The organism is Winslowiella toletana, from assembly GCF_017875465.1.
Taxonomy (GTDB): Bacteria; Pseudomonadota; Gammaproteobacteria; order Enterobacterales; family Enterobacteriaceae; genus Erwinia; species Erwinia toletana.
In genome coordinates this window covers 2,549,294-2,570,959 of sequence record NZ_JAGGMQ010000001.1, presented here as the reverse complement: position 1 = coordinate 2,570,959, position 21,666 = coordinate 2,549,294, and the positions used below count along the sequence as shown (strand labels likewise).

The following is a 21,666-nucleotide window of genomic DNA, read 5'->3' as shown; positions in this document are numbered from 1 at the left end:
CATTCGTTTTAATCGTCGCTGTCAGAATAGTCTTCAACACCTTCCATCTGCGGCTTACCACCAGAGAGGGTGTGGAAACGTTTCGGACGCTTAATTCGTGTCATATACTTTGACCACACGCGTTCCGCTTCAGTTTGCGGCTCACGTATGCCACGGCAAACCTCGATAAACAGACGCTCTTCTTCTGTTACAGGTTCGCGTTTCGCCAGATCCAGCTCATTGAAGGCGTAACCATGACGCTCAAGAAGCTGTGCTTCCTTAATGGTGAAATCACCGTGACGCGAGAATCCACGTGGATAATGTTTGTTATCAAAAAAACGATTAGTTGTTGCGAAGCTTTCCGCCATTTTACACGCTCCTAACTCTTTTATGGCCGTGCTATTTATGGCGCGGAGTATTAGATAGGCTTGACAGAGTGTAAAACAAAACATTTAAATCATGACGACAAATGTTTTTTGGGAGATAACTGTGGATACGGAATTACTTAAAACCTTTCTTGAAGTGAGCAGGACTCGCCACTTTGGACGTGCCGCTGAAGCGCTTTATCTCACACAGTCTGCGGTCAGCTTCCGTATCAGACAGTTGGAAAATCAGTTAGGTGTGAATCTTTTTACCCGTCATCGCAATAATATTCGCCTGACCTCAGCCGGGGAACGTTTACTACCTTATGCCGAGAGCCTGATGAGTACCTGGCTGATGGCTAAGAAGGAGGTATCGCACACTCAGCAGCATCATGAGCTGTCGATAGGCGCCAGTGCATCCCTTTGGGAGGCTTACCTCACTCCGTGGCTACAAACGCTGTATGAGAACCGTGAGGACCTGCACCTTGAAGCACGTGTGGCGCAGCGGCATTTACTGGTTAAACAACTCCATGAACGCCAGCTGGATCTGCTGATCACCACTGAAGCGCCGAAGATGGATGAACTTACCAGTCAGCAAATTGGCCATATTTCGCTGACGCTGTTCCGTTCGCGAAAAAGCGAAAAACGTGAAAAATATGACTACATCAAACTGGAATGGGGCGCCGATTTTCATCAACATCAGAGCTACCTGGCCGGCGCTGATGATGTTCCCGTGCTGACCACCACATCGGCGCATTTAACCCGACAATTGCTGCATACTACCGGCGCTTGTGCGTTTTTACCCGACGTTTGGCACAATCTCTATCCGGATCTGATGGTGATCCCTGATACGCCGGTCGCCGTGCGTCCGCTGTATGGCGTCTGGCTACAGAACAGCGATCAGCAGTCGCATATTCGTCAGCTGTTAAAATTTCCGGTAGCGATTTAGTTTTTGCTTTATAAACAGTAAAAATCAAAGGGGGTCAGTAAGTACTGGCTCTTTTTTTGCGGTTATCTGGCGGGATATTGAAGACAAAAAAAATCCTTTGCCGAAGCAAAGGATTGTTTTTATGGCAGGGGCGGAGAGACTCGAACTCCCAACACCCGGTTTTGGAGACCGGTGCTCTACCAATTGAACTACGCCCCTAAAAGGGTGGCGGAACGGACGGGGCTCGAACCCGCGACCCCCTGCGTGACAGGCAGGTATTCTAACCAACTGAACTACCGCTCCACCGATTCTGTACTGATCCCAGACATGACGTCTGAATTCAGGTGTTTCTCTCACTTCCGTGTCACGGGAAATGGTACTAATTTGATGCCTGGCAGTTCCCTACTCTCGCATGGGGAGACCCCACACTACCATCGGCGCTACGGCGTTTCACTTCTGAGTTCGGCATGGGGTCAGGTGGGACCACCGCGCTAAAGCCGCCAGGCAAATTCTTGGGCACTAAACGAATCTTTTGCGCTGCTGCTGCGTTGGCCGCTCTCGCGTCACTCAGTCACATACTTCCGTATGCTCCTTCATGCCGTCTCGTTTGCCGCCTTGCTTCAGCACAAAATCTTTCGTTTATGCAGATTCTTGTATCCGGGGAACAAAGCTGAAAATTTTCGCGTCTCTCATAACGCTCACCAAAACACTTCTGGTGTTGTAAGGTTAAGCCTCACGGGTCATTAGTACCGGTTAGCTCAACGCATCGCTGCGCTTACACACCCGGCCTATCAACGTCGTAGTCTTCAACGTCCCTTCAGGACTCTCAAGGAGTCAGGGAGAATTCATCTCGAGGCAAGTTTCGCGCTTAGATGCTTTCAGCGCTTATCTTTTCCGCATTTAGCTACCGGGCAATGCCATTGGCATGACAACCCGAACACCAGTGATGCGTCCACTCCGGTCCTCTCGTACTAGGAGCAGCCCCTCTCAATTCTCCAGCGCCCACGGCAGATAGGGACCGAACTGTCTCACGACGTTCTAAACCCAGCTCGCGTACCACTTTAAACGGCGAACAGCCGTACCCTTGGGACCTACTTCAGCCCCAGGATGTGATGAGCCGACATCGAGGTGCCAAACACCGCCGTCGATATGAACTCTTGGGCGGTATCAGCCTGTTATCCCCGGAGTACCTTTTATCCGTTGAGCGATGGCCCTTCCATTCAGAACCACCGGATCACTATGACCTGCTTTCGCACCTGCTCGAGCCGTCACTCTCGCAGTCAAGCCAGCTTATGCCATTGCACTAACCTCACGATGTCCGACCGTGATTAGCTGACCTTCGTGCTCCTCCGTTACTCTTTAGGAGGAGACCGCCCCAGTCAAACTACCCACCAGACACTGTCCCCACCCCGGATTACGGGGCCAGGTTAGAACATCAAACATTAAAGGGTGGTATTTCAAGGTTGGCTCCACGCAGACTGGCGTCCACGCTTCAAAGCCTCCCACCTATCCTACACATCAAGGCTCAATGTTCAGTGTCAAGCTGTAGTAAAGGTTCACGGGGTCTTTCCGTCTTGCCGCGGGTACACTGCATCTTCACAGCGAGTTCAATTTCACTGAGTCTCGGGTGGAGACAGCCTGGCCATCATTACGCCATTCGTGCAGGTCGGAACTTACCCGACAAGGAATTTCGCTACCTTAGGACCGTTATAGTTACGGCCGCCGTTTACCGGGGCTTCGATCAAGAGCTTCTCCTTGCGGATAACCCCATCAATTAACCTTCCGGCACCGGGCAGGCGTCACACCGTATACGTCCACTTTCGTGTTTGCACAGTGCTGTGTTTTTAATAAACAGTTGCAGCCAGCTGGTATCTTCGACTGCCTTCGGCTCCGCCCGCGAGGGGGTTCACCTACCAGCAGCGTGCCTTCTCCCGAAGTTACGGCACCATTTTGCCTAGTTCCTTCACCCGAGTTCTCTCAAGCGCCTTGGTATTCTCTACCTGACCACCTGTGTCGGTTTGGGGTACGATTCGATGTTACCTGATGCTTAGAGGCTTTTCCTGGAAGCAGGGCATTTGTTACTTCACCACCGTGGTGGCTCGTCATCACGCCTCAGCCTTAAAGCGTTCCGGATTTGCCTGGAACGCAAGCCTACACGCTTAAACCGGGACAACCGTCGCCCGGCTAACATAGCCTTCTCCGTCCCCCCTTCGCAGTAACACCGGGTACAGGAATATTAACCTGTTTCCCATCGACTACGCTTTTCAGCCTCGCCTTAGGGGTCGACTCACCCTGCCCCGATTAACGTTGGACAGGAACCCTTGGTCTTCCGGCGAGCGGGCTTTTCACCCGCTTTATCGTTACTTATGTCAGCATTCGCACTTCTGATACCTCCAGCAGACCTCACAGTCCACCTTCGACGGCTTACAGAACGCTCCCCTACCCAACAACGCATACGCGTCGCTGCCGCAGCTTCGGTGCATGGTTTAGCCCCGTTACATCTTCCGCGCAGGCCGACTCGACCAGTGAGCTATTACGCTTTCTTTAAATGATGGCTGCTTCTAAGCCAACATCCTGGCTGTCTGTGCCTTCCCACATCGTTTCCCACTTAACCATGACTTTGGGACCTTAGCTGGCGGTCTGGGTTGTTTCCCTCTTCACGACGGACGTTAGCACCCGCCGTGTGTCTCCCGTGATAACATTCTCCGGTATTCGCAGTTTGCATCGGGTTGGTAAGCCGGGATGGCCCCCTAGCCGAAACAGTGCTCTACCCCCGGAGATGAGTTCACGAGGCGCTACCTAAATAGCTTTCGGGGAGAACCAGCTATCTCCCGGTTTGATTGGCCTTTCACCCCCAGCCACAAGTCATCCGCTAATTTTTCAACATTAGTCGGTTCGGTCCTCCAGTTAGTGTTACCCAACCTTCAACCTGCCCATGGCTAGATCACCGGGTTTCGGGTCTATACCCTGCAACTTAACGCCCAGTTAAGACTCGGTTTCCCTGCGGCTCCCCTATACGGTTAACCTTGCTACAGAATATAAGTCGCTGACCCATTATACAAAAGGTACGCAGTCACCCCCCTGAAGAGGGCTTCCACTGCTTGTACGTACACGGTTTCAGGTTCTGTTTCACTCCCCTCGCCGGGGTTCTTTTCGCCTTTCCCTCACGGTACTGGTTCACTATCGGTCAGTCAGGAGTATTTAGCCTTGGAGGATGGTCCCCCCATATTCAGACAGGATGTCACGTGTCCCGCCCTACTCATCGAACTCACAGCAAGTGTGCCTTTGTGTACGGGAGTATCACCCTGTACCCTGCGACTTTCCAGACGCTTCCACTGACACACAAACTGATTCAGGTTCTGGGCTGTTCCCCGTTCGCTCGCCGCTACTGGGGGAATCTCGGTTGATTTCTTTTCCTCTGGGTACTTAGATGTTTCAGTTCCCCAGGTTCGCCTCGTTAAGCTATGTATTCACTTAACGATGATGCACCGTAGTGCACCGGGTTTCCCCATTCGGGTATCGACGGGTATAGCGCCTCATATCGGCTTACCGTCGCTTATCGCAGATTAGCACGCCCTTCATCGCCTCTGACTGCCAGGGCATCCACCGTGTACGCTTAGTCGCTTAACCTCACAACCCGGAAGTGTCTTTCGACCCTCGGGGCTGCAAGCATTTGAGAGACTCGAATATATCGTGCTTCATTTCTTATTACGGAGAAATGAGACGACATATCGTTTCAATTTTCAGCTTGTTCCGGATTTTTAAAGAGCAAATATCTCAAACGTGACTCGCCTTGCGGCCTAATCAGTTTTGAGATACTGGGTTGATAACGTCTTTCACATCGTTATCAGAGTATGGCGTCCCCAAGGGGATTCGAACCCCTGTTACAGCCGTGAAAGGGCAGTGTCCTGGGCCTCTAGACGATGGGGACTCTGTTACTGTTGCTCGTTACTTTCATCAGACAATCTGTGTGGGCACTGCGCGGAGTATCTTCACATAGGTAAGGAGGTGATCCAACCGCAGGTTCCCCTACGGTTACCTTGTTACGACTTCACCCCAGTCATGAATCACAAAGTGGTAAGCGCCCTCCCGGAGGTTAAGCTACCTACTTCTTTTGCAACCCACTCCCATGGTGTGACGGGCGGTGTGTACAAGGCCCGGGAACGTATTCACCGTAGCATTCTGATCTACGATTACTAGCGATTCCGACTTCACGGAGTCGAGTTGCAGACTCCGATCCGGACTACGACGCACTTTATGAGGTCCGCTTGCTCTCGCGAGTTCGCTTCTCTTTGTATGCGCCATTGTAGCACGTGTGTAGCCCTGGCCGTAAGGGCCATGATGACTTGACGTCATCCCCACCTTCCTCCGGTTTATCACCGGCAGTCTCCTTTGAGTTCCCGCCATTACGCGCTGGCAACAAAGGATAAGGGTTGCGCTCGTTGCGGGACTTAACCCAACATTTCACAACACGAGCTGACGACAGCCATGCAGCACCTGTCTCACGGTTCCCGAAGGCACTAAGGCATCTCTGCCGAATTCCGTGGATGTCAAGGCCAGGTAAGGTTCTTCGCGTTGCATCGAATTAAACCACATGCTCCACCGCTTGTGCGGGCCCCCGTCAATTCATTTGAGTTTTAACCTTGCGGCCGTACTCCCCAGGCGGTCGACTTAACGCGTTAGCTCCGGAAGCCACGCCTCAAGGGCACAACCTCCAAGTCGACATCGTTTACGGCGTGGACTACCAGGGTATCTAATCCTGTTTGCTCCCCACGCTTTCGCACCTGAGCGTCAGTCTTCGTCCAGGGGGCCGCCTTCGCCACCGGTATTCCTCCAGATCTCTACGCATTTCACCGCTACACCTGGAATTCTACCCCCCTCTACGAGACTCTAGCCTGCCAGTTTCAAATGCAGTTCCCAGGTTGAGCCCGGGGATTTCACATCTGACTTAACAGACCGCCTGCGTGCGCTTTACGCCCAGTAATTCCGATTAACGCTTGCACCCTCCGTATTACCGCGGCTGCTGGCACGGAGTTAGCCGGTGCTTCTTCTGCGGGTAACGTCAATCGACGCGGTTATTAACCGCATCGCCTTCCTCCCCGCTGAAAGTACTTTACAACCCGAAGGCCTTCTTCATACACGCGGCATGGCTGCATCAGGCTTGCGCCCATTGTGCAATATTCCCCACTGCTGCCTCCCGTAGGAGTCTGGACCGTGTCTCAGTTCCAGTGTGGCTGGTCATCCTCTCAGACCAGCTAGGGATCGTCGCCTAGGTGAGCCATTACCCCACCTACTAGCTAATCCCATCTGGGTTCATCCGATGGTGTGAGGCCCGAAGGTCCCCCACTTTGCTCTTGCGAGATTATGCGGTATTAGCTACCGTTTCCAGTAGTTATCCCCCTCCATCGGGCAGATCCCCAGACATTACTCACCCGTCCGCCGCTCGTCACCCAAGGAGCAAGCTCCTCTGTGCTACCGCCCGACTTGCATGTGTTAGGCCTGCCGCCAGCGTTCAATCTGAGCCATGATCAAACTCTTCAATTAAAAAGCTTGATGCTCAAAGAATTAAAACTGTTATTCGTAATGAATATAGTAGTCACTCTTGAGACTTGATATTTCAAATTTTTTCCATCCGGAGATGGTTTGCGATATCAACCCTGCGAGTGCCCACACAGATTGTCTGATAAATTGTTAAAGAGCAGCGCCACAATCTTCTGTGGCGCGGGCTGCGTATATTACGCCTTCCCGCTGAAGAGTCAAGGAATTAATCACTTTTTCTCTTCCTGACACCGCGCTGTGTAAGCCGTTGTTCCGTGTCAGTGGAGGCGCATTATAGGGAGTTCCTGACGGGTGACAAGTGCTAATTGCAAAAAACTTTCTGAGTGATGCTTTTTTACTCAAAACGTCAGTTTTTCGAGCTTTTCAAAGCCATAACGTTGTAAAACGGGCATTAATTGCGCGGTTTCTTCAGTAAAAGCCATGCAATATGCGGTATTGCACTCTGCTGAAAGCGCAACTGGCGACTCATGCTCCAGTAACCACGCTGTACGACGCGCGATTGCCGCGCCCGAATCCACTAAACGCGTACCTTCCGGCAACACTTGCTGCAACTCTTCACTTAACAAAGGAAAGTGGGTGCAACCGAGCACTACGGTATCGGGTGGCTCAGACATGCGCAGCCACGGCTGCAGAATACGTCTGATCTCATCTAATGGCACCGCCTTCCCTTGCAGCTTCGCTTCAGCCAGTTCTACCAGCTCCGCCGACCCTAACATTTCAATCTTGCACTCACCGGCAAAGCGGGCCACCAGTTCATGTGTATAAGGACGGCGCACCGTGCCACGGGTAGCCAGTAAACCGACGCTGCCGTTACGGGTTAAACGTGCCGCCGGCTTAATCGCTGGCACCACCCCAACCACCGGGAAATCAAAGCGCGCGCGCAATGCCGGTAACGTAACGGTGCTGGCGGAATTACAGGCAATCACCACCAGCGACAGCGGGGTATCGCGGGTAATAGCCGTAACAATGTCGACGACACGCTCAACAATAAACTCTTCGCTTTTCTCACCATAGGGGAAAGCGACATTATCGAAGGCATACAGATAGTGGAGATCCGGCAGCAACTGCCGCATCTCCTGATAGACGGAGAGCCCACCGACGCCGGAATCAAATACCAGCACGGTGGGTCTTAATTCAGAAGGTGTAGCTGCCGTTAACGAAGTATTCGCGTCCTGCAGTTGGATAGCCATACGCTGTCTCGTAATCTTTATCGAACAGGTTGGCAATTCTACCACGAACAGTGAACTGAGATGTGACCGGATACGAAACGGCGAGATCTACCGTGCTATAACTCGGTAAGCGTTGTGCAGCGCTGGTGCTGTTGTCGAAACGTTTGGAGAAGTACTGATAAATCATGTCGACATCAACGTCATACATAGTCCAGCCCAGTTGATACTTGGCCTGCTGCTTTGAACGGCGTCCCAGTTCGCGGTTATCGGCATCGTTACGGGCATCAAGATAGCCAAGGGTGACCTGATGATGGAAAATCCCCGTATCCAGCTCGCCAGTCCACTCAATCCCCTTTAGCGTAGCAGCACTCACATTATAGTAAGTACCCTTAAAGGTGGCGGAGTCATAGCTGTAATCGATAAGGTTATCGATCTGATTATGATAAGCCGCTAAGCGCCAGCTTAATGGGCCAGTCAGACCTTCCAGCGCCGCTTCCCACTGCTTAGACTCTTCAGGTTTCAGGTTCTCATTTGAGTTGATGCTAAAACTCTTCTGCCCATACAGTTGCCCCAGCGTAGGTGCCTGGAATCCAGTGCCGTAAGAGAGTGAGACACGATAATCAGGCAAAAACTGCCAGCCCGCCGCCGTCTGCCAGGTGCCATGCCGACCAAACTGCTGATTGTCGTCACCACGCATTGAGCCTTCCAGCGTCACAGTGCCAAACTGCTGCTGCGCAGTCAGATACGCGCCAGTATTGTCTCGCTTGTAATTATCGGTCGCACGCGCAAAGGTGTCATAACTGAAGCCATCAGAGGTAAGCTTTTGCTGCTGCCAGTCCAGCCCGGCGCTGATCATGCCGTGGCCGACACGGAAGGTGTTGCCCCACTGCAGGTTCCGCTGATCCATATCGTCAAGCGTATGGTTATCGCTGTAACGCCCTTCAGTACTGACATAGTTCAGATAACTGTATTTCTGATAGCTGGCCACCAGCTGAGAAGAGTAATCTCCCTGCGTAAAACGCAAACCGGTATCAAAGGTATGATTATTAATCTGCTGCTCGTCTGTGCCGCCAAAGCCATCATAATCAGAGTTAGCACCATAACCATAACCGCGGAAGAAACCACTGAACTGCTGATTAAACTGATGTTCAACACCTGCCCAGAAGGATTTATTGCGCCAGCCGTCGCGATCGCTATCAACCGGCGCCGTTGAAGTCGAGTTAACATCAAAGCCCTTCGTATCCTGATAAGAACCGGCGACGGTAACGCGCGTGCTGTCAGAAATATGTTGATTCAGGCTGCCACTGTATTCCTGGTAGTGATCGGAACCGGCGCCAACAGTGAGATTGTTTTTATCTTCATCGGATTGGGTAATAACGTTAATTACGCCACCAATGGCATCGGCGCCATAAACCGCAGAGCGCGGCCCACGAATAAATTCAATACGCTGCACCAGTGAAATCGGGATTTGGTTGAAATCCGCCACACCAGAAATCCCCGGTTTAGCCAGCGGAATACCATCAACCAGCACCAGCGTATGACGCGCTTCGGAGCCACGGATATACATAGAAGCGCTCTGACCTATGCCGCCACTCTGCGCGATATCCACGCCCGGCAAACGGCGCATCACTTCCAGCAGATTTTTCGACTGCCAGCGATCAATCTCATCTTTAGTGACCACCGTTGTCGATGCCAGCACTGAAGAGACCGGCTGCGCAAAGCGGTTGGCGGTAACCACCAGTTCATCACTACTGTTTTGCTGCGCAAAGCCATGTTGCGCCCAGAGAGAAATAGCCGTGACGCTAAACGCCAGCAGCGAAGTTTTTGTTTTCATCATTTGAATTTAAGCATCCAAACATATGTAGCAGGATGCCGCAGGCATACGATCGATAGCACGCGATAATCGTACGAAGTGCGACGTACCCCGGCAGGTCTTCGGGCTTGGTGTCGTTTATACTGGCAAAGACTTCCCATCATTAAGACAGTGTCTGCATTCGCAATCGCCACGACAATCCTTACCGCTGCGCGTCAGCTCCAGATTTACACTGGATTCCCTTTTAACTCTTCAGGAGGCCGGAAAGCGCATACTACGTTCAAGGATAATGGAAGTCCAGACTTCCGGAGTGCTAAACTAATGCTTTTCGCGACAATACTGGACATCGACGATCGAATCCCTACAATCGCCCGGCAAGTCAGACATTCAATCAGGAACGCATATGACGCCCGAACAATTACCCATCGAAAATTATGACGCCCAACTGGCGGAAAAAGTCACCCGTTTACAGGGGATGATGTCGCCATTTGCCGCGCCTGAGGTTGAGGTATTTCGTTCGCCGGTAAGTCATTACCGCATGCGTGCGGAGTTCCGCCTGTGGCATGACGGCGACGACATCTACCATATAATGTTTGATCAGCAGACGCGCGAACGCATTCGCGTCGACAGTTTCCCGGCGGCCAGCCAGCTGATAAACCGTCTGATGCCGCTGCTGATTGAGGCAATTCGCGATAACCGCGTATTACGCCGCAAACTGTTCCAGATCGATTATCTCTCGACAATGAGCGATCAAATCGTCGTCTCTCTGCTGTATCACCGTGCGCTGGATGATGAGTGGCAGCAGGAAGCGACTAAGCTGCGTGATGCTCTGCGCGCGCAAGGCATTAATCTGCATCTGATTGGTCGCGCCACCAAAACCAAAATCTGTCTCGATCAGGATTTTGTCGATGAGCGTTTGCCGGTCGCGGGCCGCGAGCTGATTTATCGTCAGGTCGAAAACAGTTTTACTCAGCCTAATGCGGCGATGAATATTCAGATGCTGGAGTGGGCGCTGGATGTGACGCAAGAGTCACAAGGGGATTTGCTGGAACTGTACTGCGGCAATGGCAACTTCTCGCTGGCGCTGGCCCGCAATTTCCGCAAAGTGCTGGCGACCGAGATTGCCAAACCGTCAGTGGCATCGGCGCAATACAATATCGCCGTTAACCAGATCGATAACGTACAGATTATTCGTATGTCAGCCGAAGAGTTTACCCAGGCGATGAACGGTGAACGCGAGTTTAACCGTCTGCAGGGCATCGATCTCAGCAGCTATCAGTGTGAGACCATTTTCGTCGATCCCCCGCGCAGCGGTCTGGATGCCGAAACGCTGAAGATGGTGCAGGCTTATCCGCAGATCCTCTATATCTCCTGTAATCCGGAGACCTTAAGCGAAAACCTGCAAACGCTGGCGCAGACCCATCAGGTGACAAGGCTGGCGCTGTTTGACCAGTTCCCTTATACCCACCATATGGAGTGTGGTGTGTTGCTGACCCGCCGCTAAACCAAAAACGGCGAACCGGGTTCGCCGTATTCACCGTTAACCGTTCTTCCGCGCCTTGATACGTAAGCCAATCCAGAACACCAGCGCCACCATCAAAATCGTCGGCACAAAGTTCGATCCGATATCCGGATGTTCCGCGCGCACAATCGCGCTGTACAGCAAAATACCAAGCAGGAAAAAAGCGGCGGCCAGCGAAGGCATGCCGTCGGGCATCGCCCGGTTGAGATAGCGCTGATGCAAACACCAGGCGGCAAGGCCCAGCGCAATCAGCGGAAAAATTGAAAACGGCACGATAGAACTAAAAAGCACGGTGAAAGAACCGTTAATCGACAGGCCAGTGATAAACGCCAGCACCAGAGTGCCTTTGTCCCGATGGGTGGTTTCAGTCATGTCATTATCCTTATCAACCAGCTTAAGTATTTGACTCCAGGGTAACCGCCAGCTTCTCTTGCTCACGGCGATACCAGTAATAAGCCCCTTTCGAGATCATCCGCAGCTGCAATACCAGCCGTTCTTCCAGCTGGCGGCGCTGGTCAGCATCGATATCCAGCGCTTCCGCACCGGCGTTAAACACGATGATCACCATGGCTTCGGCCTGCGCTTCGGTAAAGCTGCGCGGCATACGGTTTTCCAGCTCAAGATAATCCGCCAGCTCAGCGATAAAGTGCTGGATTTCACGCGCCACCGCCGCACGGAACGCGGCAGAGGTGCCGGAACGCTCACGCAGCAGCAACCGGAAAGCGTTAGGGTTATTGCCGATGAACTCCATAAAGGTGGCGACCGACGTGCGGATCACGCTGCCGCCTTTCGCAATACGCTGACGCGCCTGGCGCATCAGCTGGCGTAACATCAGGCCGCTTTCATCGACCATCGTTAACCCTAATTCATCTACATCACGAAAGTGACGATAAAATGAAGTCGGCGCAATACCGGCTTCACGTGCAACTTCACGCAGGCTGAGACTGGCAAAACTTCTTTCAGCACTCAATTGACTGAATGCCGCTTCAATCAGCGAACGTCGTGTACGTTCTTTTTGTTGTGCTCTGACGCCCATGTTTCTGCCTGTTTGACCTGCCGAAGCGGAACTATAGCAAACTTTTCAGCGTACAGTCCGATCAACTTTGTGAACGCCTGTTAACCTCTTTACTTTGGCAATTCGCGGCAAAAATGAGTGATCCGATTGGGATGTAAGCGGTGAGATGTTAGAATCTCGTTGTAAAAATGTAGATAAAATATAGGACGTATCGGTATGCAACAGTCTTACGATTACGATGCCATTGTTATTGGCTCCGGTCCTGGCGGTGAAGGCGCCGCAATGGGGCTGGTTAAACAGGGAGCGAGGATCGCGGTGATCGAGCGCTACCATAATATCGGTGGTGGCTGTACTCACTGGGGAACCATTCCGTCAAAAGCCCTGCGCCATGCGGTCAGCCGTATTATCGAGTTTAATCAGAACCCGCTCTACAGCGATCATAGCGTCCATATGCGATCCTCGTTTGCTGACATTCTTAATCACACCGAAAACGTTATCAGCCAGCAAACCCGCATGCGTCAGGGTTTCTATGAGCGTAACCATTGTGAGATGTTTCAGGGCGACGCCCATTTTATTGACGCAAACACGATTGAGATTGATTTTCCCGACGGCACCAAAGATCGTCTGACCGCCGGTAAGTTTGTTATCGCTTGCGGCTCACGCCCTTATCATCCGGTGGATGTCGATTTTACCCATCCGCGCATCTATGACTCCGACTCGATCCTCAATCTGCATCACGAACCTGGCCATGTGATCATTTATGGCGCCGGGGTGATCGGTTGTGAGTACGCATCGATCTTCCGTGGACTGAATGTCAAAGTCGATCTGATTAACACCCGCGATCGCCTGCTGGCGTTCCTTGATCAGGAGATGTCCGACTCACTCTCTTACCACTTCTGGAACAGCGGCGTGGTGATTCGTCATAACGAAGAGTTTGAGAAGATTGAAGGGGTGCAGGATGGCGTGATTGTCCACCTGAAATCCGGCAAGAAGGTAAAAGCCGATTGCCTGCTGTATGCCAATGGCCGTACCGGTAACACTGATTCACTGACGCTGGAAAACGTCGGCCTGGAAGCAGACAGCCGTGGACTGCTGAAGGTCAACAGCATGTACCAGACCGCACAGCCGCATATTTACGCGGTGGGCGATGTAATCGGTTATCCAAGCCTGGCGTCAGCGGCTTACGATCAGGGGCGTATTGCCGCGCAGGCGATTATTAAAGGCGAAGCAACCGCGCATCTGATTGAAGATATCCCGACCGGTATCTATACCATTCCGGAAATCAGCTCGGTGGGTAAAACCGAACAGCAGCTGACGGCGATGAAAGTGCCGTACGAAGTGGGCCGTGCGCAGTTTAAGCATCTGGCGCGGGCGCAGATTGTGGGTATGAATGTGGGTAGTCTGAAGATTCTGTTCCATCGGGAAACCAAAGAGATTTTGGGCATTCACTGTTTTGGTGAGCGCGCTGCCGAGATTATTCATATCGGCCAGGCGATTATGGAGCAGAAAAACGGTGGCAACACGCTGGAATACTTCGTGAATACCACCTTTAACTATCCGACGATGGCGGAAGCCTATCGGGTTGCAGCGCTAAACGGCTTAAACCGCCTGTTTTAAGCTATTGCCCATATAACTCTGCATATGGGTGCGAATCGCCTCTGCCAGCTGTTCATAACGGCTGCGCAGTGGTGAGCCAGGACGATAGACCAGCGCGATAGTGCGCTGCGGCTCCGGCTTATAGCAGGAGAGATAGCAGACGCCATCACGGATACGCTCATTCGGCACTGCCAGCGAAGGTAGCAGCGTGATGCCGCTGCCCGCTGCAACCATATTGCGCAGGGTTTCTAAACTGGTGGCGCGGAAGTGGGTATCTTCATCGGCGCCAGCCTGGAAACAGAAGCCCATTGCCTGATCGCGCAGGCAGTGACCATCTTCCAGCATCAGCAGTTTTTCACCGGCCAGCTCGGACATCGCAACACGATCGCGATCGTGCCACGGATGATCGGCATAGATCGCCAGCTTCATTGGCTCGTCGAACAGCGGTACTTCGATAAAGGCTTCGCTCTCTTTCACCAGCGCTAAAATCGCACAGTCCAGCTTACCGCTGTCCAGTTGCGCCAGCAGCTGCTGAGTCTGCGCTTCATGCAGATACATCTCCAGCTTCGGAAAGCCCTGATGCAGCATCGGCACAATTTGCGGCAGCAGATAAGGCCCCACCGTCGGGATCAGACCAATATGCAGCGGCCCGGACATCGCTTCGCCCTGCTGGCTAGCCATCTCTTTCAGCACTTTCACTTCACGTAACACCGTACGCGCCTGATCCACCAGCAGCAAACCCGCCTGTGTGAACAGAACCTTACGGCTGGTGCGCTCCAGCAGCATCACGCCTAATTCATCTTCCAGTTTACGAATTTGTCCGCTCAGCGTGGGCTGACTGACATGGCAGGAATCAGCAGCACGTCGAAAGTGACGATGCTCGGCTAACGCCACCAGATATTCCAGATCACGAATATTCATTATTATCCTCCGAGCCACGATAGTCCGTGGCGATAGATAGGATAGCAATCAACGATTATCCCTATCAAGCTGATATAGCAATAATGTCCAACATTCGGCAACGACCAGATTTATCCATTTAATTTTTGAGGTATTTTATGTTTGCTAGTCAGGAAGGTAAGTCCATCCCGCAAGTCACTTTTCACACACGTCAGGGCGATAGCTGGGTCGACGTTACAACTGATGAGCTGTTTAAAGATAAAACCGTCATTGTCTTTTCTCTGCCAGGCGCCTTTACGCCAACCTGCTCATCAAGCCATCTGCCACGCTACAACGAGCTGGCCACGGTGTTTGCTCAGCATGGCGTTGACAGCATTCTTTGCGTCTCGGTTAACGACACCTTTGTGATGAACGCATGGAAAGCCGATCAGCACGCCGATAACATCACCTTTATTCCGGACGGCAACGGTGATTTTAGCCGCGGCATGGAGATGCTGGTTGAGAAAGCCGATCTCGGCTTTGGCCCGCGCTCATGGCGTTATTCGATGCTGGTGCGTAACGGCGTGGTAGAAAAGATGTTTGTTGAGCCAAACAAGCCGGGCGACCCGTTTGAAGTTTCCGATGCAGATACCATGCTGCGTTACCTGGCGCCTGAATTTAAAGTGCAGGAATCCGTTTCACTGTTTACCAAACCGGGCTGTCCGTTCTGCACTAAAGCTAAACAGATGCTGCTGGATCGCGGAATTCAGTATGAAGAAATTGTGCTGGGACAGGATGCCACCACCGTTAGCCTGCGCGCAGTAAGCGGCCGCGCCACGGTGCCACAGGTGTTTATCGGCGGTCGCCATATTGGTGGCAGCGACGATCTGGAAAAGTTTTTTGCGGCGTAAAAACAGGGGAGCCGAAAACGGCTCCCCTGTAAATGTTCCGTAGGGGCGCCGTTCTCGCCGCCCGCTGCCTTAATTCAAACGCTGTTTCGCTTCACTAATCGCCAGCGCAACCTGCTGCGGCGACACGCCGCCTTTGGCTTTACGCTGGTCCAGACAAGACTGCAAGGCGAGGAAGGGATAAACGTCGTCGCCAATAACGCGGTTAAATTTCTGCAGATCCGCCAGCGACAGCGCTTCCAGCGCCACACCCTGACGGATCGCTTCAACCACCGCCTCACCGACAATATGGTGCGCTTCGCGGAACGGGATACCTTTAGCCACCAGATAATCCGCCAGTTCAGTCGCATTGGCATAACCCTGCTCGGCCGCTTCTTTACAACGCGGACGTTTCACCTGAATACCATCCAGCACCAGCGCCGCCATATGCAAACAGTCGGACCAGGTATCAAGCGCGTCAAACAGCCCTTCTTTGTCTTCCTGCATATCTTTGTTATACGCCAGCGGCAGGCCTTTCAGCGTCATCATCATCCCGGTCAGCGCGCCCTGTACGCGGCCACATTTGCCACGAATCAGTTCCAGCGCATCGGGATTTTTCTTCTGCGGCATCAGTGATGAGCCGGAAGTGACGCGATCTGACAGCTCCACAAAGCCCGCTTCACCGGTATTAAAGAAAATCAGGTCTTCAGCGAAACGTGACAGATGCACCATACCGATCGAGGCATCAGAGAGCAGCTCTAACACATGGTCGCGGTCGGATACGGTATCAAGGCTGTTACGGGTGGCGGAAGCAAAGCCTAACCAGCCAGCCAGTTGCTCGCGGTCGATGGCATAGGCGGTACCGGCCAGCGCACCGCAACCCAGCGGGCTGACATCCAGACGTTTCAGGGTATCCTGTAAACGGCTCTCATCACGTGCCAGCATCTCGACGTAAGCCAGGCACCAGTGCGCAAAAGTCACCGGCTGCGCGCGCTGCAAATGGGTATAACCCGGCATAACCGCGTCCTGATTGGCTTCAGCAGTGACGACCAGCGCCTGCTGCAACTGACGGGTGGCCGTCAGCAGTTCGCTGACCTGTTCTTTACACCAGAGTTTCAGATCGGTGGCGACCTGATCGTTACGACTACGGCCAGTGTGGAGTTTCTTACCCAGCGCGCCGACTTTGTCGATCAAACGCCCTTCCACCCAGCTGTGAATATCTTCAGCATCGCTTTCCAGAATCTGCTGCGGATTGGCGCGCACTTCTTCCAGCAATACGGTTAATGCAGCTTCTAATTGCTGCTGTTCTTCTGCGGTCAGCACGTTAACCGTGACCAGCGCTTTGGACCAGGCGACGGAACCGACAATATCCTGCTCTGCCAGACGATAGTCAAAGCGCAGCGAGTCGTTAAAAAGCTTGAAACGTTGATCTGCTGCCTGAGTAAACCGTCCACCCCAAAGTGCCATGTTAGTGCTCCGTTTGATAAAATTTAACCGGTGATGCCATTAAGACGGGCGGCGAAAACGCCGCCCGCAGAGAGTACAAATTATTTCTTTTCGTTCAGCGCGCGAATACGTGAAGAGAGCGAGAACAGACGGATAAAGCCGCCAGCATGACGATGGTCATACACTTCGTCTTCGCCGAAGGTGGCAAACTCTTCAGAGTACAGGCTGTTAGGGGATTTTTTCTGAATCGCCGTGACCTGGCCTTTGTACAGTTGCAGTACCACTTCGCCGTTCACTTCTTCCGCCAGCGCTTCAGCAGAAGCCTGCAGAGATTTACGCAGCGGGGCGAACCAGCGTCCGTCATACACCACGTAAGACATCTCATGGCCGAGCTGCTCACGCCATTTGAAGCTATCGCGATCCAGCACCAGCTGCTCAACAGCGCGCAGCGCGTTAACCATAATGGTACCGCCCGGGGTTTCGTAGCAGCCGCGAGACTTGATGCCCACCAGACGGTTTTCCACGATATCGATACGACCGATGCCATGCTTCGCGCCGATAGCGTTCAGTTTGTCCAGACAGCCGAACGGGCTAAGGGCTTCGCCGTTAACCGCAACTACACGGCCTTTTTCTACTGCAACCGTTACCTGCTCTGGCTGATCCGGTGCTTCCAGCGGATCCACGGTCCAAACCCAGCAATCTTTATTCGGTGCATTCCACGGGCTTTCCAGCACGCCGCCTTCGGTAGAGATATGCCAGGCGTTTTCGTCACGGCTGTAGATTTTTTCCAGCGACGCAGTGGTCGGGATATTACGCTCTTTCAGATAATCCAGCAGTGCTTCACGGGAACGCAGGTTCCACTCACGCCATGGCGCAACCACTTTCAGCTGTGGCGCCAGCGCGGTATAGGTGGTTTCGAAACGTACCTGGTCGTTACCTTTACCGGTCGCGCCGTGGCACAGTGCATCCGCACCCACTTTCAGCGCCAGCTCAACCTGCGCTTTAGCGATAATTGGACGCGCCATCGAGGTGCCCAGCAGATAAGTGCCTTCGTACAGCGCGCCAGTTTGCAGCACCGGATAGACGTAATCACGGATAAACTCTTCACGCAGATCCACCACGTGACACTCAGAAGCGCCAGACTGCAGAGCTTTCTGCTCAACGCCTTCCAGATCGCCACGCTCCTGGCCAATATCCGCCACAAAGGCAACCACTTCACAGCCACCGTAATTCTCTTTCAGCCATGGAATAATTGCTGAGGTATCCAAACCACCGGAGTAAGCCAGAACGATTTTTTTAATGCCTTGGTTTTGCATCTTTTAATCCTTGAATATAAAGCGTTTCGTTATGCGAGAATCCGGGTGCCAATGGACACACCGTTAAATAAAGTTGGCAGTTGTTCTGCATTGCGCCAGCTGGCAATGTCTACCGGACGGCCCAGCGTACGGGCGGCATCCAGTGCGGCGTTCACTTTCACAATCATGCCATCGGTAATAATGCCCTGCGCGATCAGCTGCTCAGCTTTTGCCGCCGTCATCTCTTCGATGCGCTGACCTTTACCATCCAGAATGCCGCTGACATCGGACAGCAGAATCAGATCGGCGCCAAGGGTGGCCGCCAGCGCGGTGGCTGCCTGGTCAGCATTGACGTTCATCAGCTCACCTTCTGCGGTGATGCCAATCGAGCTAATCACCGGCAGAAAACCGCCCGCCAGCAGGGAGTTGATCAATACCGGTGAACCCGGCGTGGCATTGCCGACGTGACCCAGCGCTTCATCCAGTTGCGTCACGTTGACGCTGCTACCGTCACCGAGGCACAGGCCAACAGCATTGATAGCATATTTTTTTGCCCACGCCAGCAGCGTTTTGTTGGCGGTACCTGCCAGCGCGCCAGTGATAATATCAATCTGATCCGGCGGGGTAACACGCAGGCCGTTCTTTTTCTCTACCGGCAGCGCCAGTTTCTTCATCAGTTCGTCAACCAGGCAGCCGCCGCCGTGCACGATCAGCAGCGGACGCTGATGCGATTCACGGTAGGTCACCAGCGCGTCAAACAGACGCGCCAGCGCCTCTTCGCTATCTAACAACACGCCGCCCAGTTTGATAATTAATGGATTAGTCATGGTGTGCTCAAACTCGCCTGTTAAATAAGTGACTGCGTTTCAGGGAAGCCGAAACGAATATTTAAACACTGAACCGCCTGCGATGAAGCGCCTTTCAGCAGATTATCTTCCACCGCCACGATGATCAAATGCTCGCCCTGGATCGCAAAACCGATATCGCAGAACGGCAGGCCTACAACCGCTTTCAGCTCCGGCACGCCCTGCTGATAGACACGCACCAGCGGTTTATCGTGATAGGCGTTATGGAAGGCTTCCGCTACATCTACACGCGTCACGCCGGCCTTCACCCGGCAGGTGATGGTTTCGAGAATACCGCGCGGGAAGTTGCCGAGATGCGGGTTGAAAATCACCGGCACGCCAAGATGCGCCGCGATTTCCGGCTGATGGCGATGGGCAAACAGGTTGTACGCTTTCAGGCTGACTTCGCAGAAGCTGGTATTCATGCTGGCCTTACGACCGGCGCCGCTGACGCCGCTGGTGGCGTTAATTACCGGCCACTGCGCGTTATTCAGCAGATCGGCGGCGACCAGCGGTTTCAGCGCCAGCTGCGCGGCCGTCGGATAACAACCCGGCACCGCAATCAGCTGCGCTTCTTTGATTTTGTCATGCTGCCACTCCGCCAGACCGTACACCGCTTTATCCAGCCACTGCTGATGCTGATGGGTAAAGCCGTAGTATTGGGTAAAGAAGTTTTCGTCGTTGACGCGGAAAGCGCCCGAGAGATCGAACACCACGCAGCCCGCTTTAAGGAATTCTGGCGCCAGATCGTGGCTGACTTCGTGGGCAGTCGCCAGAAACACCACATCCACTTTACCGGCGTACTCAGCAGGATCGCTCAGCGGCTGCAATGGCAGATCGATCACCCCTTTCAGCTGCGGGTGAAGATCGGAAAGTAACTTTCCGGCATCCGGACTTTGCGCTGAAACCGCTAAAGCGGTTATGTTCATATGCGGATGGCGATTCAGAAAGGTCGCGAGCTCTACACCAGCGTATCCACTGGCGCCTACAATCAGCGTATTCAACATCAGGCTGTATACCTTCTTACAGTCACAAAATTCCGGGTTGCAGCCTGCTGGCTCCTCACCGACGAAGTCAGGCGTTTTTTTATTCAGGAACCAATTAACCGTTTCCTTAAGCCTGACGATAATGTATTTTTATTCACTATTACTGCATGAATATTGATACTATCCTAACTCAAGGACTGTCAACAGTGAAGACAAAATTACCCCCTTTTATTGAACTCTACCGCCAGTTGATCGCTATACCGTCAATCAGCGCCACCGACAGCGCGCTCGATCAGAGTAATGAAACTTTAATCAATTTACTGGCCGGCTGGTTTCGTGACCTTGGCTTCAGTGTTGAAGTGCAGCCAGTGCCGGGAACGCGCCATAAATTTAATATGCTGGCGAAAAGCGGCGCCGGCGCCGGTGGTCTGCTGTTAGCCGGTCACAGCGACACCGTCCCTTATGATGATGGCCGCTGGACCCGTGATCCTTTTACCCTGACTGAACACGATAACAAGCTGTATGGTCTGGGCACTGCCGATATGAAAGGCTTCTTTGCCTTTATTCTTGATGCGCTGCGTGATGTGGATACTTCCACACTGGAAAAACCGCTGTATATCCTCGCTACCGCAGATGAAGAGACCACCATGGCGGGCGCCAGCTACTTTGCTAAGTCCACTACCCTGCGTCCTGACTGCGCCATTATCGGCGAGCCGACATCGCTGAAGCCGGTGCGCGCCCATAAAGGCCATCTGTCGCAGGCGATTCGTATTGAGGGGCAGTCTGGCCACTCCAGCGATCCAGCCCGCGGCGTCAACGCGATTGAGCTGATGCACGAGAGCATTGGCCATCTGATGAATCTGCGCAACACGCTGAAAGAGCGTTATCACCACGACGGCTTTGCCATCCCCTATCCGACGATGAACTTTGGCCATATTCATGGTGGCGATGCGGCAAACCGTATTTGCGCCTGCTGTGAGTTGCATATGGATATTCGTCCGCTGCCGGGACTGACGCTGAGCGATCTTGATGGTCTGTTGAATGAAGCGCTGGCACCGGTGAGTGAGCGCTGGCCAGGCCGGTTGACCGTTGGTGAACTGCATCCGCCCATTCCTGGCTACGAATGCCCGCCCGATCATCAGCTGGTGCAGGTAGTGGAGAAACTGCTGGGAACACCAACCGAAGTGGTGAACTACTGCACCGAAGCGCCGTTTATCCAGCAGGTCTGTCCGACGCTGGTACTGGGTCCGGGTTCAATTAATCAGGCGCATCAGCCCGATGAGTTTATCGATATGGCGTTTATTAAGCCGACGCGCGAACTGATTGCACAAGTCGTGCAGCACTTTTGCCATTAACCAGCAATAACTGGGGTATTTGGCTGGCTA

15 protein-coding genes, 3 tRNA genes, 3 rRNA genes and 1 riboswitch are annotated in these 21,666 nt (G+C 53.1%); of the genes, 5 read left to right on the top strand and 16 right to left on the bottom strand.

Annotated elements, in window-relative coordinates:
• Positions 1-8: 8 nt before the first annotated feature.
• The gene (locus J2125_RS12000; protein WP_017800626.1) at positions 9-347 is read right to left on the bottom strand and encodes a MaoP family protein; all 339 of its coding nucleotides are present in this window, start codon (positions 345-347) and stop codon (positions 9-11) included.
• Between the two features lie 121 nt (positions 348-468).
• Here J2125_RS12000 and hdfR point away from each other — a divergent pair, with 121 nt between their 5' ends.
• The gene (gene hdfR / locus J2125_RS11995; protein ID WP_017800625.1) at positions 469-1,290 is read left to right on the top strand and encodes an HTH-type transcriptional regulator HdfR; all 822 of its coding nucleotides are present in this window, start codon (positions 469-471) and stop codon (positions 1,288-1,290) included.
• 122 nt (positions 1,291-1,412) lie between these two features.
• Here hdfR and J2125_RS11990 read toward each other — a convergent pair.
• From J2125_RS11990 to btuB, 8 genes are all read right to left on the bottom strand, one after another.
• A tRNA-Trp gene (locus tag J2125_RS11990) sits at positions 1,413-1,488 on the bottom strand.
• 7 nt (positions 1,489-1,495) lie between these two features.
• Positions 1,496-1,572: transfer RNA gene (locus J2125_RS11985), tRNA-Asp, on the bottom strand.
• Between the two features lie 86 nt (positions 1,573-1,658).
• Positions 1,659-1,774: ribosomal RNA gene (gene rrf / locus J2125_RS11980) — 5S ribosomal RNA — on the bottom strand.
• A gap of 217 nt (positions 1,775-1,991) precedes the next feature.
• Positions 1,992-4,899 (bottom strand): 23S ribosomal RNA (locus tag J2125_RS11975).
• A gap of 225 nt (positions 4,900-5,124) precedes the next feature.
• Positions 5,125-5,200, bottom strand: a tRNA-Glu gene (locus J2125_RS11970).
• Between the two features lie 70 nt (positions 5,201-5,270).
• Positions 5,271-6,813: ribosomal RNA gene (locus tag J2125_RS11965) — 16S ribosomal RNA — on the bottom strand.
• Together the 16S, 23S and 5S rRNA genes with 3 tRNA genes alongside form the textbook arrangement of a ribosomal RNA operon.
• 353 nt (positions 6,814-7,166) lie before the next feature.
• Positions 7,167-8,018 (bottom strand): glutamate racemase, encoded by an 852-nt coding sequence (gene murI / locus J2125_RS11960; protein ID WP_209499498.1) that lies wholly within the window; start codon positions 8,016-8,018, stop codon positions 7,167-7,169.
• On the bottom strand, positions 7,963-9,834 hold the full coding sequence (gene btuB, locus J2125_RS11955) for a TonB-dependent vitamin B12 receptor BtuB (protein ID WP_017800709.1): 1,872 nt from the start codon (positions 9,832-9,834) through the stop codon (positions 7,963-7,965). Before btuB ends, murI begins: the two co-directional genes overlap by 56 nt.
• 72 nt (positions 9,835-9,906) lie before the next feature.
• Positions 9,907-10,090, bottom strand: a riboswitch (cobalamin riboswitch).
• Between the two features lie 123 nt (positions 10,091-10,213).
• Here btuB and trmA point away from each other — a divergent pair.
• Entirely contained in the window at positions 10,214-11,314 is a 1,101-nt protein-coding gene (gene trmA, locus J2125_RS11950) for a tRNA (uridine(54)-C5)-methyltransferase TrmA (protein ID WP_017800708.1), read from the top strand.
• Between the two features lie 36 nt (positions 11,315-11,350).
• Here trmA and J2125_RS11945 read toward each other — a convergent pair whose 3' ends face one another.
• Both J2125_RS11945 and fabR read right to left on the bottom strand, forming a co-directional pair.
• Positions 11,351-11,704, bottom strand: coding sequence for a YijD family membrane protein (locus tag J2125_RS11945; RefSeq protein ID WP_017800707.1), 354 nt, complete (start codon positions 11,702-11,704; stop codon positions 11,351-11,353).
• A gap of 22 nt (positions 11,705-11,726) precedes the next feature.
• Complete coding sequence (gene fabR / locus J2125_RS11940; RefSeq protein ID WP_017800706.1) at positions 11,727-12,368, bottom strand: HTH-type transcriptional repressor FabR; 642 nt, start codon at positions 12,366-12,368, stop codon at positions 11,727-11,729.
• A gap of 195 nt (positions 12,369-12,563) precedes the next feature.
• Between fabR and sthA the strand changes: the two genes are divergently transcribed.
• Complete coding sequence (gene sthA / locus J2125_RS11935; protein WP_017800705.1) at positions 12,564-13,964, top strand: Si-specific NAD(P)(+) transhydrogenase; 1,401 nt, start codon at positions 12,564-12,566, stop codon at positions 13,962-13,964.
• Here sthA and oxyR read toward each other — a convergent pair.
• The gene (gene oxyR, locus J2125_RS11930; protein ID WP_017800704.1) at positions 13,947-14,864 is read right to left on the bottom strand and encodes a DNA-binding transcriptional regulator OxyR; all 918 of its coding nucleotides are present in this window, start codon (positions 14,862-14,864) and stop codon (positions 13,947-13,949) included. The genes sthA and oxyR overlap by 18 nt on opposite strands.
• Positions 14,865-15,001: 137 nt before the next feature.
• Between oxyR and J2125_RS11925 the strand changes: the two genes are divergently transcribed.
• Entirely contained in the window at positions 15,002-15,733 is a 732-nt protein-coding gene (locus J2125_RS11925) for a redoxin family protein (protein ID WP_017800703.1), read from the top strand.
• Between the two features lie 69 nt (positions 15,734-15,802).
• Here the strand turns inward: J2125_RS11925 and argH are convergent, their stop codons facing one another.
• The 4 genes from argH to argC all read right to left on the bottom strand — a co-directional run bounded on the left by argH (position 15,803) and on the right by argC (position 20,302).
• The gene (gene argH / locus J2125_RS11920) at positions 15,803-17,176 is read right to left on the bottom strand and encodes an argininosuccinate lyase (RefSeq protein ID WP_017800702.1); all 1,374 of its coding nucleotides are present in this window, start codon (positions 17,174-17,176) and stop codon (positions 15,803-15,805) included.
• A gap of 80 nt (positions 17,177-17,256) precedes the next feature.
• Entirely contained in the window at positions 17,257-18,471 is a 1,215-nt protein-coding gene (locus J2125_RS11915; protein WP_017800701.1) for an argininosuccinate synthase, read from the bottom strand.
• Positions 18,472-18,500: 29 nt separating this feature from the next.
• Positions 18,501-19,277 carry an acetylglutamate kinase gene (gene argB / locus J2125_RS11910; protein ID WP_017800700.1) on the bottom strand — a complete coding sequence of 259 codons (777 nt, stop codon included), beginning with the start codon at positions 19,275-19,277 and terminating at the stop codon, positions 18,501-18,503.
• Between the two features lie 20 nt (positions 19,278-19,297).
• Positions 19,298-20,302, bottom strand: a complete 1,005-nt coding sequence (argC, locus tag J2125_RS11905) for an N-acetyl-gamma-glutamyl-phosphate reductase (protein WP_017800699.1) — start codon at positions 20,300-20,302, stop codon at positions 19,298-19,300.
• 185 nt (positions 20,303-20,487) lie between these two features.
• Here argC and argE point away from each other — a divergent pair, with 185 nt between their 5' ends.
• Positions 20,488-21,636, top strand: coding sequence for an acetylornithine deacetylase (argE, locus tag J2125_RS11900; protein ID WP_017800698.1), 1,149 nt, complete (start codon positions 20,488-20,490; stop codon positions 21,634-21,636).
• The last annotated feature ends 30 nt before the right edge of the window (positions 21,637-21,666 follow it).

What these genes read in the sequence shown, in the direction of transcription:
- J2125_RS12000 (WP_017800626.1), bottom strand. Translation starts at nt 347, where the DNA reads ATGGCGGAAAGCTTCGCAACAACTAATCGTTTTTTTGATAACAAACAT.
- murI (WP_209499498.1), bottom strand. Translation starts at nt 8,018, where the DNA reads ATGGCTATCCAACTGCAGGACGCGAATACTTCGTTAACGGCAGCTACA.
- btuB (WP_017800709.1), bottom strand. Translation starts at nt 9,834, where the DNA reads ATGATGAAAACAAAAACTTCGCTGCTGGCGTTTAGCGTCACGGCTATT.
- trmA (WP_017800708.1), top strand. Translation starts at nt 10,214, where the DNA reads ATGACGCCCGAACAATTACCCATCGAAAATTATGACGCCCAACTGGCG.
- J2125_RS11945 (WP_017800707.1), bottom strand. Translation starts at nt 11,704, where the DNA reads ATGACTGAAACCACCCATCGGGACAAAGGCACTCTGGTGCTGGCGTTT.
- fabR (WP_017800706.1), bottom strand. Translation starts at nt 12,368, where the DNA reads ATGGGCGTCAGAGCACAACAAAAAGAACGTACACGACGTTCGCTGATT.
- sthA (WP_017800705.1), top strand. Translation starts at nt 12,564, where the DNA reads ATGCAACAGTCTTACGATTACGATGCCATTGTTATTGGCTCCGGTCCT.
- oxyR (WP_017800704.1), bottom strand. Translation starts at nt 14,864, where the DNA reads ATGAATATTCGTGATCTGGAATATCTGGTGGCGTTAGCCGAGCATCGT.
- J2125_RS11925 (WP_017800703.1), top strand. Translation starts at nt 15,002, where the DNA reads ATGTTTGCTAGTCAGGAAGGTAAGTCCATCCCGCAAGTCACTTTTCAC.
- argH (WP_017800702.1), bottom strand. Translation starts at nt 17,176, where the DNA reads ATGGCACTTTGGGGTGGACGGTTTACTCAGGCAGCAGATCAACGTTTC.
- J2125_RS11915 (WP_017800701.1), bottom strand. Translation starts at nt 18,471, where the DNA reads ATGCAAAACCAAGGCATTAAAAAAATCGTTCTGGCTTACTCCGGTGGT.
- argB (WP_017800700.1), bottom strand. Translation starts at nt 19,277, where the DNA reads ATGACTAATCCATTAATTATCAAACTGGGCGGCGTGTTGTTAGATAGC.
- argC (WP_017800699.1), bottom strand. Translation starts at nt 20,302, where the DNA reads ATGTTGAATACGCTGATTGTAGGCGCCAGTGGATACGCTGGTGTAGAG.